This is a genomic window from Commensalibacter oyaizuii (assembly GCF_029953265.1).
GTDB classification, from domain to species: Bacteria; Pseudomonadota; Alphaproteobacteria; order Acetobacterales; family Acetobacteraceae; genus Commensalibacter; species Commensalibacter oyaizuii.
Window position 1 is genome coordinate 1007965 of record NZ_JASBAO010000001.1, and the last position, 15868, is coordinate 1023832.

The 15868-nt window shown below is 39.6% G+C and carries 14 protein-coding genes; 8 read left to right on the top strand and 6 right to left on the bottom strand.

All coding sequences use genetic code 11. The features are described 5' to 3' along the window. The first annotated feature begins 100 nt into the window (after window positions 1–100). The gene (locus QJV27_RS04440; RefSeq protein ID WP_281447768.1) at window positions 101–616 is read left to right on the top strand and encodes a phenolic acid decarboxylase; all 516 of its coding nucleotides are present in this window, start codon (window positions 101–103) and stop codon (window positions 614–616) included. Window positions 617–652: 36 nt separating this feature from the next. Here QJV27_RS04440 and QJV27_RS04445 read toward each other — a convergent pair whose 3' ends face one another. Further along, the gene (locus tag QJV27_RS04445) at window positions 653–1195 is read right to left on the bottom strand and encodes a chorismate--pyruvate lyase family protein (RefSeq protein WP_281447769.1); all 543 of its coding nucleotides are present in this window, start codon (window positions 1193–1195) and stop codon (window positions 653–655) included. A 10-nt stretch (window positions 1196–1205) separates the two neighbouring features. Next, window positions 1206–2261, bottom strand: a complete 1056-nt coding sequence (locus tag QJV27_RS04450; RefSeq protein WP_281447770.1) for a DUF1176 domain-containing protein — start codon at window positions 2259–2261, stop codon at window positions 1206–1208. A gap of 208 nt (window positions 2262–2469) precedes the next feature. Here QJV27_RS04450 and greA point away from each other — a divergent pair, with 208 nt between their 5' ends. From greA to QJV27_RS04465, 3 genes are all read left to right on the top strand, one after another. After that, window positions 2470–2946 carry a transcription elongation factor GreA gene (greA, locus tag QJV27_RS04455; RefSeq protein ID WP_281447771.1) on the top strand — a complete coding sequence of 159 codons (477 nt, stop codon included), beginning with the start codon at window positions 2470–2472 and terminating at the stop codon, window positions 2944–2946. 15 nt (window positions 2947–2961) lie between these two features. Further along, the gene (locus QJV27_RS04460) at window positions 2962–4161 is read left to right on the top strand and encodes a threonine ammonia-lyase (RefSeq protein WP_281447772.1); all 1200 of its coding nucleotides are present in this window, start codon (window positions 2962–2964) and stop codon (window positions 4159–4161) included. 258 nt (window positions 4162–4419) lie between these two features. Further along, entirely contained in the window at window positions 4420–5595 is a 1176-nt protein-coding gene (locus tag QJV27_RS04465) for an MFS transporter (protein WP_281447773.1), read from the top strand. Here the strand turns inward: QJV27_RS04465 and msrB are convergent, their stop codons facing one another. Further along, window positions 5596–5979, bottom strand: a complete 384-nt coding sequence (gene msrB, locus QJV27_RS04470; protein WP_281447774.1) for a peptide-methionine (R)-S-oxide reductase MsrB — start codon at window positions 5977–5979, stop codon at window positions 5596–5598. It lies immediately after the preceding gene. 237 nt (window positions 5980–6216) lie between these two features. Here msrB and gpmI point away from each other — a divergent pair, with 237 nt between their 5' ends. From gpmI to QJV27_RS04490, 4 genes are all read left to right on the top strand, one after another. After that, the gene (gpmI, locus tag QJV27_RS04475) at window positions 6217–7743 is read left to right on the top strand and encodes a 2,3-bisphosphoglycerate-independent phosphoglycerate mutase (protein ID WP_281447775.1); all 1527 of its coding nucleotides are present in this window, start codon (window positions 6217–6219) and stop codon (window positions 7741–7743) included. Continuing rightward, complete coding sequence (locus QJV27_RS04480; RefSeq protein ID WP_281447776.1) at window positions 7744–9093, top strand: murein hydrolase activator EnvC family protein; 1350 nt, start codon at window positions 7744–7746, stop codon at window positions 9091–9093. A gap of 126 nt (window positions 9094–9219) precedes the next feature. Continuing rightward, window positions 9220–10746, top strand: coding sequence for a S41 family peptidase (locus tag QJV27_RS04485; RefSeq protein WP_281447777.1), 1527 nt, complete (start codon window positions 9220–9222; stop codon window positions 10744–10746). Window positions 10747–10765: 19 nt separating this feature from the next. Continuing rightward, on the top strand, window positions 10766–11242 hold the full coding sequence (locus QJV27_RS04490) for an RNA pyrophosphohydrolase (RefSeq protein ID WP_281447778.1): 477 nt from the start codon (window positions 10766–10768) through the stop codon (window positions 11240–11242). A gap of 1 nt (window position 11243) precedes the next feature. On the opposite strand, the gene QJV27_RS04495 is transcribed toward QJV27_RS04490, so the two are convergent. From QJV27_RS04495 to QJV27_RS04505, 3 genes are read right to left on the bottom strand one after another with little or no spacing between them, the layout of a single operon-like run. Next, the gene (locus QJV27_RS04495) at window positions 11244–12827 is read right to left on the bottom strand and encodes a DHA2 family efflux MFS transporter permease subunit (protein ID WP_281447779.1); all 1584 of its coding nucleotides are present in this window, start codon (window positions 12825–12827) and stop codon (window positions 11244–11246) included. Continuing rightward, the gene (locus QJV27_RS04500) at window positions 12824–13933 is read right to left on the bottom strand and encodes an HlyD family secretion protein (RefSeq protein ID WP_281447780.1); all 1110 of its coding nucleotides are present in this window, start codon (window positions 13931–13933) and stop codon (window positions 12824–12826) included. The genes QJV27_RS04495 and QJV27_RS04500 overlap by 4 nt, the downstream gene beginning before the upstream one ends. Before the next feature lie 49 nt (window positions 13934–13982). After that, window positions 13983–15695 carry an ABC transporter ATP-binding protein gene (locus QJV27_RS04505; RefSeq protein ID WP_281448971.1) on the bottom strand — a complete coding sequence of 571 codons (1713 nt, stop codon included), beginning with the start codon at window positions 15693–15695 and terminating at the stop codon, window positions 13983–13985. Window positions 15696–15868: the final 173 nt, after the last annotated feature.

Here is a 15868-nt window from a genome sequence, read left to right on the forward strand (position 1 = left end):
CTGTAATTAACTTTCAAGAGGTTAACTGTGATTAAATCATATTTTATTTATCTTTGAATATATAAAATATAAACAAGCCAATAATATAAAGGAAATGTTTATGCCAACGTTTGATAAAAAGGATCTTTCAGATTTTCTAGGTAAACATTTAGTATTTACTTATGATAATGGCTGGAATTATGAACTTTACATAAAAAATGCTAAAAAAGTTGACTTTCGTGTTCATAGCGGGATCATCGGAAATCGTTGGGTAAAAAATCAAGATGTTTACATTGCACGTATTGCAAAAAAGATATGCAAATTATCATGGACAGAACCAACAGGTACAAATGTAAGCATCATCATAAATTTAGAAAATATGCTTTATCAAGGTACAATTTTCTTTCCACGCTGGATCATTAACGACCCTGAAAAAGCTTCAAGAATTCAAGACGACCGTATACCTTTGATGGAATTTTACCGCGAAATCGGCCCGACATATCCCATTGAAATATTGGATGAATTTGCAGCTATTACTTTTGTTCAAGATTGTAGTCAGGACGATGAATCTGTTATTGAATGCTCTGCCGATGAACTACCTGCTGACTTCCTTGAAAATCTAAAAAAATCTTTGTAAATGATTACAATATATTAAATACTATTGATAATAACATTATTCTTTGTCGTTCTTTATATATTGCCAGAATTTTGGTAAGAAAATTTCTTGTACAAGAACGACAGAATTTTGACCAGAAAATGTTGATCTTCTACCCCATAAACCCAAAGAACCTTCAAAAACGGGGATAATCGTCACAGGATAATTGGCCACTTCTATCAAGGATCGTTGAAATTGCTCATCCGTAAACAATACGGAACCAAGGGGGTGACAACCCAACCTTGTCAATTGTTTATCATCTTGTCCCAGATCTGATTTTATAATGATACTGCGAGCATAAACCCACGATTGATTATCTCCTTTTAAAATAACCTCTCTCACCCATTGTTTTTGCGGGAATAAGAGTTGTAATTTCAGACATTCGTCCAGCCGTAAGGACGCGTACCCTTCTGATAAAACCTCCAATGAAAATCGTTGACTACTTAAAAGCGTCAACCGCTGTGTCAAGGACCCCCTATCAAATAACCAATCTATTTCCATTGCGGAAAGATTTTTCTGAACATCGGCCTGATTTCGCCAAACTATTTGATCAGTCTGCATGAGTACGTAATTATTTAACCTTTGCTATATAAGTTGGTAAATCCCAAGCCCCGCCCGCCGTAATCATACGACACATACCACTATCACCGTCATAAGTTTTAATAAAATCGTCGCCATTCCATACCCAAACAGTACGAGACCAGCAATCCCCAATACCTCTATTTTTCATACTAGATACAATTTCGTTGCCTTCTATTCCACTGTTAGCCACAGTCGTTATTAACCGAGGTTGATAAGGATATTGTTGGTTAATTATCCAATAACCATATGCCACATTATAAGCCCCGCGCGCGCATATTCCGCTGATCAATAAGCGTTTATGATTTAGTACAGCAATGACTTCGGGTGAAAATTGTTCATTATTGTCATCCCCCTGCTCTAAAATATCACAACTATCTAAACCAACCATTTTCGTTTTTTTCAAATCTTTTTTTAATAAACCCCAATTTAGTTTAGATTGCCACGGCTTGGGATCATCTTTAAGCAAGGATTTTTGATATACAACTGGCATTGGAAGTGCTGGTAAAACATTGTCATCAGACTTGTTGCCCTTTTTAATTAAAGCAGAAGGGGTTCCAACCCGTCCTTGCACATCGTCCATTTTTAACAAAACAGCGGTCGCACCGTTATTTGGCAAAATCCACTGTTGCCCTCTTCCGACAAAAGCAATAGTAGAGGTCCCTTTTAATGCTTGCAGCAATGCCTGCGTCTGAGACGCTGTTAATGGTATCGAAAGTGAATCATCATTAATATCTTTTCCTTGGGCGGAGCCAATGTTGCCATAAGATTTGTTATCAATTTGTAATATAATATCATCAGGTATACTGACCATCTTATCTGTGTCATCTTGAATATCAGCAAATTGCACACGCGCAGTTACCCCCTGCCCAACACCGGCCTTGCGTGTTAATAAAACAGTTACTCGATTTTTTGCATCCTCTGGCGAATATCCCGCCGCACGACAGGTGCGCGTATTATCACAGGCAACTTGCCAATCATTATGTTCGAACGTTACACCATTTCCATAGGTAGCCCAAGGCATAACCAACCCAAAGCCCAGTGTCATGACAGTTATCTTTAATTGACATATCATATTTCAAACTCCGATAAAAACTGGCGATAGTAACTTATAATCTTTAGAATTATACACTTAAGCAATTTTTCAAAACTAAATATTAATTTTTATCTTGATTGTTTCTCAATAAAATCTATTTATTATCACTATAGTATTCGCTATAATGCGCACTTATTCGTTTTTTGAAGGATAATCAACTTTGCAAAAATTTCCAATGACGGCTCAAGGGCTGCAGCGTCTGGAAGAAGAACTACGCAGACTGAAAGATAAGGAACGCCCTGATATTATTCGTGCCATTGCTGAAGCACGTAGCCACGGTGACCTATCTGAAAACGCAGAATACGAAGCTGCGCGTGAGCGTCAATCTTTTACCGAAGGACGTATTTTAGAACTTGAACAAATTATCTCCTCTGCACAGGTCATTGATCCCGCATCTTTGTCTGGTAACACCGTAAAATTTGGTGCCAAGGTTATTTTGGTTGACGAAGAAACAGACAAAGAAATGACGTATCAAATTGTTGGTGTTCACGAGGCCGATATTAAATCTGGGCTTTTGTCTATTTCTTCACCCCTTGCCAAGGCACTGATCGGTAAAGAAAAAGGATCCACTGTTTCCGTACCTGCACCAGGCGGAGACCGCTCCTACGAAATCCTTGATATTATCTATGGTGCATAAGTCTGGTTATAAACAATGATCTCTATCGATGATATCTATGCCGCTGCAGACAGAATCAGTGGACGTGTTGTTCGAACCCCTACTTTGTTTTGTCATTCTTTATCAAAACGTGTAAATACGAACATTACCTTAAAATTAGAAAATCTTCAGTCTGTTGGTTCCTTTAAAGAACGTGGTGCTGCAAATCGCTTGGCGTTATTGACAGAAGATGAAAAAAAACGGGGGGTAATTACCGTTTCTGCGGGCAATCATGCCCAAGGGGTTGCACGTCATTCCCAGTTATTGGGTATCGATGCCATCATTGTTATGCCCAAATTTACCCCAGTAACCAAAGTTAATCGAACAGCAGCTTGGGGGGTCAAAATCGTTCTTGAAGGCGAAGATTTCGCACAAGCCACCCTATTTGCCAACGAACTGGCTGCAAAAGAGGGTCGTATTTTTGTTCATCCTTACGACGATCCTGCTGTTATGGCTGGACAAGGTACTGCTGCACTTGAGATTTTCGAGGATACTGGTGATCTGGACTATTTACTTGTACCTGTTGGTGGGGGCGGACTAATTGCAGGGTTTGCCGTTGCAGCCGCAGCTTTGCGCCCACGTACAAAAATCATTGGTGTTCAAAGCGAGCAATTCTTTTCATATTCTTTTGCCCAAAACAAAGATTTAAATGTGTTGGGGGGCCCCACCATTGCCGAAGGCACCGCGGTTCGCAAATTGGGCAATCACCCCTTTGAAGTGATAAAAAAATATGTTCATGACATTATCTCTGTTCCAGAACACGCCATTGAAGATGCAATTACGTTAACCGCAGAACACGCCAAACAAGTTACAGAAGGTTCTGGAGCCAACGCATTGGCAGCGATTTTAACTTATCCGGAAAAATTTAAAAATAAAAATATAGCCTTTCCGATCAGTGGCGCAAATATTGATACTCGCATTTTAGCGAACACCCTGCTACGAACCTTGTTACGTGAAGGGCGTTTATTAAGATTGCGTTTTTCAATTCCAGATCGTCCAGGTTTGTTGGCTGATATTTCGCACATTATCGGTACCAAGATGGGTGGAAATATTATCGAAGTATCACATCAACGCCTTTTCACCACGTTAAGCGTACAATCAGCTGTCTTAGACATCATGGTCGAAGCCCGCAGCGCAGAACATGCCAAAGAAATTGTTACACATTTAAAAGAAAAATATACTGTAGAACGTATATAATTTATTCGTGTGACCTAGGGCTTTATAATTGAAATCCTAGGTTACACAAGGTTTCTTATAAAATTTCGTATTATAGATTTTAGCAAGCGTTCACTTGAATAAAAACCGATTAGCGTTAGATTAAACAAGCTGATTGCCAGTTCTCTTTATAATTGATTGTAATAAAATCTGACGGGTTTTGTCCCAGTCTTTTGTACTTACCATAATATTATCAATATATTATTAATCATCTTCGAATGAATATTTACTTAACATGTCATGAACCTCATTTCTTTAAACATACTAAATTTTTTTATCGCTGATGTTCGTGATGGATTAGGTCCTTTTTTAGCGGTCTTTTTACAACAACATCAGTGGGAGGTCGATCAGATAGGTCTGGTTATGACCATCAGTAGTTTGACAGGAATGGTGGCTACAACACCGATCAGCACCCTGGCAGACATCATTCGTTCCAAGCGAACGATCATCGTTATTTCTGCTATGATTATTATATTTGCTTGCAGTTTAAATTATTTTTATCCAGTTTTTTATACTACCATTTCAGCCCAGATCCTAACTGCGATTGCAGGTGCAGCTATTCCCCCAACAGTGAATGCAATAACCTTGGGATTGGTCGGACAAAAACAATTTGACTATCAATTAGGTCAAAACGAATCCTATAATCATGGTGGGAATGCGTTTTCAGCAATGGTTTCTGGTATTTTCAGCTTTTATTTTGGCCTAAAAGCAGTATTTATTTTAATGGTCATCTGGACATTTTTTTCCTTGATTTCGATTTTGTTTATTCCAGCAAAACAAATTAATTACCAACAGGCCAGAGGATTGAATAAAAATAACGAAATTCCGCAACCTCTTGTATTCCTCTTTAACAATAAAACGCTCTTTATCCTTATCCTAACCGTAACACTATTTCATTTAGCCAACGCTGCAATGCTGCCTTTACTTAGTCAGGCAATGATTGCCAGAGGTACTGCGGGAAATGCCGGGGCATACACAGCATTAACGATTATTATCGCCCAACTTACGATGATCCCAATGGCTTTATTAGCCGCCCGATTAGCACAGACCAAAGGTTATAAGCTTGTATTTATCTTTGCATTGATGGCTTTACCCATTCGTGGGTTATTAGCAGGACTGATTCAGCATCCGTACGTCGTCCTTCCCGTTCAAGTATTGGATGGAGTTGGTGCAGGATTAATGGGGGTCGCTGTACCTGGATTAGTTGTACGTATTTTGAATGGCTCTGGACGAATTAATACTGGTCTAGGTATCGTAATGACTGCCCAAGGTATTGGTGCTGCACTTAGCCCTTATATTGCTGGTATTATCGCCAAACACTATCAATATCATATGGCATTCTTATTCTTGTCTTTCATTGCAGCTATTGCTTTGCTAATTTGGATAACCATCATGCCATCATTAAACAAAGCATAATTATGATTTTTCCGTTTTAAATTTTAAAGCCACACCATTTATACAAAATCTTTCCCCAGTGGGTTGTGGACCATCGGGAAAAACATGCCCTAAATGAGCTTTGCAACGTGTGCAATGCACCTCTGTTCTTACCATATGGTGACTGTGATCAATTTGTGTTTCAACAGCACCATCAATAACTTTGTAAAAAGATGGCCACCCGCAACCACTATCATATTTCATTTCTGCATAAAACAAAGGCGTAAGGCAACCCGCACACAAATAAGTCCCTGATCGTTTTTCATAATTTAATGGGCTGCTGCCTGGGGGTTCGGTACCATGATCACGCATTACCCGTAATTGTTCTGGGGTTAAATCTGACATCCATAAAAATTCATTTTTCATTTTATCTGCCCTAACTTAATGACGATTTTTATTACCTTTTTTGGAAAAAAGATAATTTTATGATATTTTTAACAAAGATGTAAATAATCTGTTTTTTGTGGTATAAAACTAATAACAGGATATCTTTGTTATGATGTTACAGTCATATCCATCATATTTATATAGTTCTATTTTGTATAACATTCATTATAACCCATCATTTTAACTATTATTATTCGTAGATAGGATAAATAACAAATGACACAAAAGAAATATCGCCCCGTCATGTTAACCATCATGGATGGTTTTGGGTATAACCCCGAAAAAAAGAATAACGCGGTTGCAAATGCCAATACACCCACCTTGGACGCCTTGTTAAAAAATTGTCCCAATGCTTTGATCGATGCCAGTGGCGAACACGTTGGTTTACCCGATGGGCAAATGGGAAATTCGGAAGTTGGGCACATGAATATTGGTGCTGGCCGTATTATTATGCAAGAACTTCCTAAAATTACCCATGCCGTCAAAGATGGTAGTATTTTAAAAAAACCATTAATGAACGAATTTATTGAAACCCTAAAGAAAAATGGCGGAACATGTCATTTATTGGGTTTATTCTCGCCTGGTGGCGTGCATTCGCATCAAGATCATGCCATCGGATTGGCAAAGTCCTTGCATCAAGCTGGAATTAAAGTTGCTTTACACATCTTTACCGATGGGCGAGATACCCCACCTGAATCCGCTAAATCAATTGTAGAGCAAGCACTTAAAGAACTTCCCAAAGAAGTACAAATTGCCACCGTATCAGGACGTTACTATGCGATGGATCGTGATAATCGCTGGGATCGTGTTCAAAAAGCCTATGATGCGCTGGTTTCTGCTTCTGGCCCCCATAAAGACGATGCCCTTTCTGTCATTACCGACTCTTACAAAGAAAATATTACAGATGAATTTATTGTTCCAACCGTTGTAGGTAACTATCAAGGTATGAAAGACCAAGATGGTATTTTATCCTTTAACTTTAGGGCTGATCGTATTCGCCAATTAATGGATGCGTTTTTGTTCCCAGATTTCAATGGTTTTACCCGTTCTAAGATTGTTCATTTTTCCAAAATACTGGGTATGACACAGTACAGTGATGTTTTAACGAAATATATGGGGGTTTTATTCCCACCTGAAAGCTACAAAAACGTTATTGGTGAAGTCGTCGCTAATGCAGGATTGAAACAGCTACGTTCTGCAGAAACTGAAAAATACCCACATGTTACCTATTTCTTAAACGGTGGACGTGAAGAACCCTTCCCTGGTGAAGATAGGATTCTGATCAACTCTCCAAAGGTGGCGACTTACGATCTGCAACCTGAAATGTCTGCACCAGAGTTGACGTCCAAAGTAGTAGATGCAATTAACAGTCAAAAATATGACCTAATTGTTATCAATTTTGCCAATCCAGATATGGTAGGTCATACAGGGAAACTGGATGCTGCAATTAAAGCCGTCGAAGCTGTGGACAAAGGGTTAGGTAAAATCGTCGAAGCTATTAAGGCACAAAACGGGGCTTTGATCGTTACAGCAGATCATGGTAATTGTGAAATCATGGTTGATCCTAAAACCGGCGAACCCCACACCCAACATACGCTGGACAGGGTACCCGTAATCTTGGAAGGGGTTCCTGGGGTAGAATTAAGAGATGGATGTTTGGCTGATATCGCCCCCACCCTGTTACAATTGATGAATTTACCTCAACCTGCTGAAATGACAGGCAAAACTTTAATCAAAGATTAAATGAGGTTTTTTTTCAATTATCCAATACAAGATACTCTTCCCTTATCAAAGCAAGTTTTAACATTTGCTTTAAGGGGGGGGTGTATCTTTTTACTGACAACCTCATTCAATTCTTTCTCATCTGCGCAGTCATCAAAAACAGAAAAAACGCTCTCAGCCAAAGAGGCTGTACAAAAAGCTAAAGAAGCACAGCAAGCATTACTAAAACAAAAGCAACAAGCTGCTGGCCGTTTACAAACCTTAAAAAAGCAAAAAGACGAAGCTATTAAAAAAGCTACGAAAGATAAAGCAAAAGCTGAAAAATTAAACAACGATATGTTAAAAGCAACCCAAGCTTTGCAAGAAACGGAACAAAAATCAGCGCAGTTAAGTGAAAAAATTGAAACTTTAAAATTACAAATCAAAGCACTAAATAAAAAGTTGCAAGAAGAATCAAAGCAATTTTCTAAATTTCTTCCTTTAATCGAACGCTTGTCTTTGTATCCAACCGATACATTATTGGCAGCCCCCATTAATTCGTCACGTTCCACTATTGGTCTATCCGTTATTCGTGGGATTTCAGGGGAATTGGAAAAAAAAGCAAAATTAATTCATCAACACAAAACCGAATTAGATACGTTACAAACCCAGTTACAAGACAAAACCAAAGAACTTGATAACCTGTATAAGCAACAAGAAACCCAACGTGATGTATTGGCCAAAGCAACGAAACAAGCAAGACTTATTCAACAGCGATCTTCTGCAACCGCCTTCAAAGTCTCTCAAGAAGCAGCGCAAGCAGCTGAAAAAGCCAATAATTTAAATGATGCTATTCGCAAAATTACAGCATCTAGAATGGCGGCTGAAAAACGATTACAAGCAGAAATACGTGCAGCTGAACAAGCTAAAAACCATGCAAAAGCCGAAGCTGCAAGGAAAGAAATTAAAACTTTAGCAACCAAAGAGAGTGGCCCAGGTTTACAGGCTGTTCCTGGAAAAGGTGGTAGTGGTGCACCCGTTGCAGGATCCGTTATAACTTTATGGGGCAGCCATACTGACGCTGGTCCAGCACAAGGAATTACCTATGCTCCCCAATCCCAAGCCAGTGTTCGCGCCCCTTGTGGTGGGCAGATTGAATTTGCTGGTGCCTTTCGAGGATATGGTCAGATGGTTATTTTAAATTGTGGTAAAAATTATCGATTTGTTTTGGCTGGAATGGGTGCATTAAATGTCGGTGTGGGACAAAGTGTCAGCAAGGGAATTATGATTGGACGTATGCCATCATGGTCTGGCGGTAATACTGGACGACCGACATTATTTGTACAACTTCGCCGTGGGGAAAGAGTAATTAATCCATCCCCATTTTTATAAGTCGATTTTTTTCTTTTTTTATACTAAAAGAAAAAGAACAGTAAAAATGAATCATTTACTTTCTTTTTTAAATCTCATCAACTTTAATGCTCCCGATAGGGGATAGATTGTTAGGAGAAAAGCAGCATGAAGTTCCGTACTGGGTTGCTATTAGGAACAACACTTTTAATCGCAGGCATCGGCCTAAACCCACAAATCCAAGGGTGGAATCCGTTCTCTGGTCATAGTTTAACCGTCCAAGCATTGGCTGAAGAGGTCAAAAAAGACCCCTCTAACCCCAACAAAAGTGCAGAGACCTATCGCTTGTTAACCCTATTTGGGGACGTTTTTGAACGTGTACGCGCTAATTATGTTGAACCCGTTTCCGATCGTGATTTAATCACAAATGCTTTAAATGGAATGTTGACGGGTCTCGATCCACACAGTTCCTATATGACAGAAAAACAATATCATAATATGGAAATCCAAACCAAAGGGGAATTTGGTGGATTAGGACTAGAAGTTCAAGAAGAAGACGGTCACATTAAAGTTGTTTCCCCTATTGATGGGACCCCCGCTGCCAAAGCAGGTATTAAGGCTGGAGATTATATCATTGCCATTGATGGTAAAAATATCGATGGTACCCCTTTAAATGCTGCTGTTGATAAAATGCGGGGAAAACCTAATACCCAAATTACGTTAACTTTATTACGGCTAAAAGCGACTAAACCCCTTAAAGTAACATTAACCCGTGAAATTATTCATATTCAGGTTATAAAATCGGCCCTGTACGGTAAAATTGGGTATATTCGGATTTCCCAATTCAACGAAGAAACCGAAAAAAATATGAAAAAAGCTTATGAGAAGCTACAAAAAGAGGCTGGTGGAAAATTGGCGGGATTAATTATTGATCTACGCAACGATCCAGGTGGATTGTTAGATCAAGCAATTGCCGTCAGTCGTGACTTTATTAAAGAAGGTGCCATTGTTTCTACAAAAGCACGTAATCCAAAAGATAACCAACGTTGGAATGCAAAAGGCACAGACATAACCAATGGCTTGCCGATTGTTGTTTTAACCAATGGTGGTTCTGCCTCAGCCAGTGAAATTGTTTCTGGTGCATTACAAGACCACCGCAGAGCTGTCATTGTCGGCGAAAAAACATTTGGTAAAGGATCGGTTCAGTCAGTTATGCCCATTCCCGGTAATGGTGCTGTTCGATTAACGATCGCTCGTTACTACACACCATCAGGACGTTCAATCCAAGGATTGGGAATAACACCAGATATCAAAGTACAAGACAGTTACGAAGAACCAGAATTTAGCATCCGCGAGGCTGATTTAAATCATATTATTAAAAATGAAGGTGGGAACAAAGAAAAACCCCCTGTTCGTAATGATTTGCCCGCAATTGCATCTTCTATTCCAGCTCAGCCACCCAAAAACTGGCCAAAGTACGACTATAAAAACCCTGCTACGGATTTTCAATTACAGCAGGCTCTAAAGGTTGTGCGTTCTATGGCAGGATTGACAGTGTCCAAAGATACGCCAATCCCAGCGGTTAAAGCCGACCCTGTCAAAGAAAATAAAAAAGAGGTAACTCCGCCCAAACCTGCAAATGAAAATAAACCTGTAGCCCCTGCAGAAAAATCTACAAATCAAAATAATCACTAATCTTTTCAGGAAATTCACTATGAATGAACATCTTCCATATCGCCGTAATGTTGCTGCAGTAATTTTTAACCCTCAAGGAAAAATCTTTATTGCCCTTCGACATGATTTGGCGCACGAGGATATTTGGTCTTTCCCCCAAGGAGGGGTGGATCATGGTGAAACTCCAGAAACAGCAATAAAAAGAGAGTTATTGGAAGAAATTGGAACAGATCAAATAGAAATCATTGATGAATATCCACAATGGCTTTCTTATGATTTTCCAACGCATATCATCAATAACTCTTTTAAAGGGCAATATAGAGGTCAGACCCAAAAATGGTTTGCCATTCGTTTTGTCGGTAAAGATAGCGATATTAATTTAGATAAAGGAATTGAAAAAGAATTCGATACTTGGAAATGGATTGATATTTCTGAATTGGCTACCATAAAAACAGGGTATAAACACAATATGTATATGCAGGTAGCCAAATATTTTGAAAAATATACTCAACCTTAAATCAGTTTTTATTTTTTTTCTTTCTGGCAGTATAACCATCTAGTAAAAAGCAAATGGGGACCAAAGCAAATGCACAAATCCCCACTACCATAAATACGTCGTTATACGCTAGAATAGACACTTGCTTCTCAAAATCCTTGTATAAATAATTTAATGCTACGGTTGCTTGCTCTTGAGTGGCATAACCCATCTGTTGGGCTGTCGCCTTCATTTGAGCCAAATATTCATTATAAGGTTGATGAAATGGTGTCATCCAATGCACTGTGTGGGCCTGATTGATCTGTTTTGTTTCCGTTACCAATGCCGTCGCACCCGAAATGCAGAGTGCACCTAATACATTTCGTATCATGCTAAACAAAGCAGAGGCATCGCTGTTATATTTCACTGGTATGGTCATAAAGGCGATCGTTGACAAAGGCACGAACAAAAATGCCAAAGACGCAGTTTGAGTGATACGATAATAGACCAAATGTCGAAAATCCAATGTCGGTGTTAAATGCGCCGAATAAAACATTGCCGCCCCCATAATCAAAAAACCAAGGGCAATCACATATCGAATTTGCACATAATTAATCATTCTCCCAACCAACGGAATTAAAAAGACAATAACAATCCCCCCTGGCGTTAGAACCAATCCTGATAAAAAGGCAGTATACCCTACCACCTCTTGTGAAAATTGAGGTACAATAATAGCAGAGGCATATAAACAACCCCCAAGACCTGCCATTAAAACCGAGCTCACTGCAAAATTGCGATCTTTGAAAACACGCAAATCAACGACTGGATTTTCCGCTTTTAATAACCAAATAATTGCACCGACGATCCCAATAACAGCAAACACGCCCAGCCAACAAATAAAAGTTGAACCAAACCAATCTGCGTCCTCACCTCGATCGACCATCACCTCAAGACAGGCAAGCCCTAAAGTGATCAAACTTAATCCTATAACATCGACCCGCTCTTTACGTTTTTTTGCCCAAGGGGGATCTTCAACCAGCATGATAACCAAAATGACTGTGATAATACCCACTGGAATGTTTAAAAAGAAAACCCAACGCCAAGAATAATTATCGGTAATCCACCCCCCCAGCGAAGGCCCTAAAATAGGGGCAACCACAGTTGCCATTGCAGTTAAGCCAAAAGCAGCCCCCCGTTTCTCAGGGGGAAACGTATCCAAAATAATGGATTGTTGATTGGGTTGTAAGCCACCCCCAAAAAAGCCCTGCATCAATCGAAAAATAACCAATTCACCTAAACTACTGGCCATACCGCATAAAAAGGAGGAAAACGTAAACATCGCAATACAAATTAAAAAATATCGTTTTCTTCCCAAAACACGCCCCAACCAGCCCGAAATCGTTAAAACAATTCCATTGGCTGCCAAATAAGACGTCAAAGACCAAGTGGCATTATCATAAGTCGTTGATAAACTGCCAGCAATGTGTGGTAATGACACGTTTACAATCGTGGTATCCAAAACCTCCATAAACGCAGCAAGGGTCACAACAACAGCGACCACCCACGGATTATGACCGGGCTTCCACTGGCTTCGATCGATGGATTGTGTTGTAGCTACTGTACTCATTTTGTATAAACCGTTGGCACAACTGATAAACCAAGAGCCAGAGGTCGCTTTGGATCCAATCCTTTATCAATAATAATCTTTACTGGAACACGTTGAACGATTTTAACAAAATTCCCTGTTGCATTTTCAGGAGGAAATGCACTAAACACAGCCCCTGTTCCAGCTTGTAATGAATCAACATGTCCTTGAAGTTTCAAGGAAGGATAGGCATCCACTTCAATATCAACCTTTTGACCTGGACGAATATCTGTGATTTGTGTTTCCTTGTAATTGGCAACGACCCAGACCTCAGGTTCGACGATGGCTAGTACGGATTGACCTGTTGTCACGTAATTTCCTTGCTCAATATTTCGTTTGGAAATCCACCCATCATGAGGAGCACGTACAACAGTCCAATCTAAATTCAAATTTGCCTGTTTTAATTTTCCCTCTGCAGTTTCAAGCATCCCCTGTTGTTGGGTGACTTGACTGCTGCTGTTACCTATATTGGCCTGAACTGGGGTAGCAATTAATAAATTGCCTTCGGCCTTTGCAATTTCCGCCCTTGCCTGATTGTAAGCAGCGGTAGAATAGTCAACATCTTGTTGAGTAGTTGCTGCACGTGCAATGCTGTGCTGTCGGTTATAATCTGTTTTCGCCTTAAACGCTTGTGCCTTGGCAACATCTAACTGAGCTTGGGCTACTTTTAATTGCCCCGGATAATTTTTTTTAGCCACTTCTAGCATATATTGCGATGCAATATATTGCCCTCTGGCTTTTTCAAGATCCCCTTCGGCCTGCTCACGTGCGGCATCGTAATCTCTAGGATCAATTCGAAATAAAACATCACCTTTGTGTACAAACTGATTATCATTGACCAATAATTCAGTAACATATCCATTAACGTGAGGAGCAATTGAAATGACGCGACCCGATGTATAAGCATCGTCTGTACTAATATCGTTGCGGGTTAACCACCAATAAACACCAGCAACAACAATTAATAACGAGCAAATAACCAATGCAATAACTTTTTTTAAAGAGCCTGATTTATGTTCGTTCTTGTTTTGATCATCTTCTACAGTTTCATGATTATCATGATCTGTATTTTGTACGTTACCTACCATATATATTCCTCTTTACTGATACCGATCAAAATAATCATTGAATTGTCAGTTAACGATTTAAGTCTTGTGTTTGTACTAAACGTGCATAAAGTCCATTTAGATTCATCAATGTCTCATGATTACCATATTCAACCGCCCGACCATCACACATAACAACAATCAAATCTGCCGACCTTACTGTTGATAGACGATGGGCAACAATCAAAGTGGTTCGATCTTTTCGTAACTTTGACAAAGCTTGTTGAACCATATATTCACTTTCTGTATCCAATGCACTGGTTGCTTCATCAAGCAATAACAACCGAGGATTCCGCAACAAAGCCCTTGCCAATGCCACACGCTGTCTTTGACCGCCGGACAACAACTGACCACCGTGACCAACCCTAGTATTTAGACCATTTGGCAAAGAATCAACAAATTGGCTGATTGCGGCACCTTCCACGACTTTACGAATATCTTCATCCGAGGCATCAGGCTTGCCAATACGGATATTTTCCAAAATCGAAATATCAAATAATAATGGATCTTGTGGAACATAAGCAATTGCTGAACGCAAATCACTCATTCTCATATCCCGCAAGTCAATACCATCTAACAAAATACGGCCTTTTTGAACATCGTGTAATCGGGGAATCAATGTTAATGCAGTCGATTTCCCAGCCCCCGATGGACCGACCAAAGCCACTGTTAATCCTGGTTTTACATCGAAATCCAGACCCTGCAATCCAAGGTGTCGCCCTGGATATATAAAATGAACATTTTCAAACCTTACTCGTCCTTGGCCGTCGGGTAAAGCTGTGGTTGTTGCTTTGTCACAAATTTGTGTGGGCTCGTCAATAATCTTAAATATTCGATCAAGACCAGATATTCCCTCTTGCATTGCAGCATTTAAAGAACCAAGCGCTCTTAATGGACGAGCAGCAAGTAATAAAGCTGCAACAAATCCAGAAAAATCCCCAAGGGTTGCCCCCCCCATTGCGGCACGCCATCCAGCAAATCCCAAAACAGCAGCAACAGCACTGCCCCCCAAGACCTCCATAATAGGATCGACCCTAGCCCGACCACTAATAATTTTCAACGTTGCATTATATAATTCATCAAAAGATCGATGCGCACGCTCGACCTCTCTTTGTTCCATACCATAAACACGAACGGTTCTAGCTTGGGCAAAGGTTTCATTTAATAAAGCAGCGGTTTTTCCAATTTGCTCTTGCATGTTACCAGAGGCACGACGTACTTTTTTCCCAAGTTTTTGAATTGGCACTGCTGCAATTGGATATAATAATGCTGCAATAAGACTAAGTTCCCAATCCATATAAAACATGGACACAATCAAACCAACCACTGTAATTGTATCCCCAAACGCATTAACCACCCTGATCATGGCTTCACGGATCGATAATGCGTCCGTTGTAAAACGTGATGCCAACTGTGCAGGAGCTTCACGTTCGACCTTGGCAATATCGGTATAGACAAGATGTAAAAACATTTTGTTTTGTAAACCACGAATAACCACTAATACCAATTCTTGCACAGCTAGGGTTTGCCCATATTGAGAGGCAGCTTTGGCGGCAGTTACGATAACGACGAGTAACGGTACTTGATATAAAATTCGTGGATCATTATCCTTAAACATATCCAAAGCGCGTCGGATAACCAAAGGATATAAAGCTGTTAATCCAGCCATTAATATTGTGAAAAAAACAATCAAGAAAATGCGCTTGGGATGAAATTTTATTTCCTCTTGCCACAAGCGTTTCATAAATGGCCAACTATGATCATCCCCTAGTAAGAGTGTTAAAAGGTTTTTTTTCTTTTTATTTACTGTTGTTTCTTGAATAATGGTCACTATATTTTCTTTAAATATATATCAATCAAATCGATAAAAACCTGAATAATGATCAGGGCTGTATATTTTATTTAAACTATTTACAG

Coding starts and splice junctions, on each gene's coding strand:
- QJV27_RS04450 (WP_281447770.1), bottom strand. CDS start 2,261: ATGACACTGGGCTTTGGGTTGGTTATGCCTTGGGCTACCTATGGAAAT.
- QJV27_RS04445 (WP_281447769.1), bottom strand. CDS start 1,195: ATGCAGACTGATCAAATAGTTTGGCGAAATCAGGCCGATGTTCAGAAA.
- QJV27_RS04500 (WP_281447780.1), bottom strand. CDS start 13,933: ATGGTAGGTAACGTACAAAATACAGATCATGATAATCATGAAACTGTA.
- QJV27_RS04440 (WP_281447768.1), top strand. CDS start 101: ATGCCAACGTTTGATAAAAAGGATCTTTCAGATTTTCTAGGTAAACAT.
- msrB (WP_281447774.1), bottom strand. CDS start 5,979: ATGAAAAATGAATTTTTATGGATGTCAGATTTAACCCCAGAACAATTA.
- QJV27_RS04480 (WP_281447776.1), top strand. CDS start 7,744: ATGAGGTTTTTTTTCAATTATCCAATACAAGATACTCTTCCCTTATCA.
- QJV27_RS04485 (WP_281447777.1), top strand. CDS start 9,220: ATGAAGTTCCGTACTGGGTTGCTATTAGGAACAACACTTTTAATCGCA.
- QJV27_RS04495 (WP_281447779.1), bottom strand. CDS start 12,827: ATGAGTACAGTAGCTACAACACAATCCATCGATCGAAGCCAGTGGAAG.
- gpmI (WP_281447775.1), top strand. CDS start 6,217: ATGACACAAAAGAAATATCGCCCCGTCATGTTAACCATCATGGATGGT.
- QJV27_RS04465 (WP_281447773.1), top strand. CDS start 4,420: ATGAACCTCATTTCTTTAAACATACTAAATTTTTTTATCGCTGATGTT.
- QJV27_RS04460 (WP_281447772.1), top strand. CDS start 2,962: ATGATCTCTATCGATGATATCTATGCCGCTGCAGACAGAATCAGTGGA.
- QJV27_RS04490 (WP_281447778.1), top strand. CDS start 10,766: ATGAATGAACATCTTCCATATCGCCGTAATGTTGCTGCAGTAATTTTT.
- QJV27_RS04505 (WP_281448971.1), bottom strand. CDS start 15,695: ATGAAACGCTTGTGGCAAGAGGAAATAAAATTTCATCCCAAGCGCATT.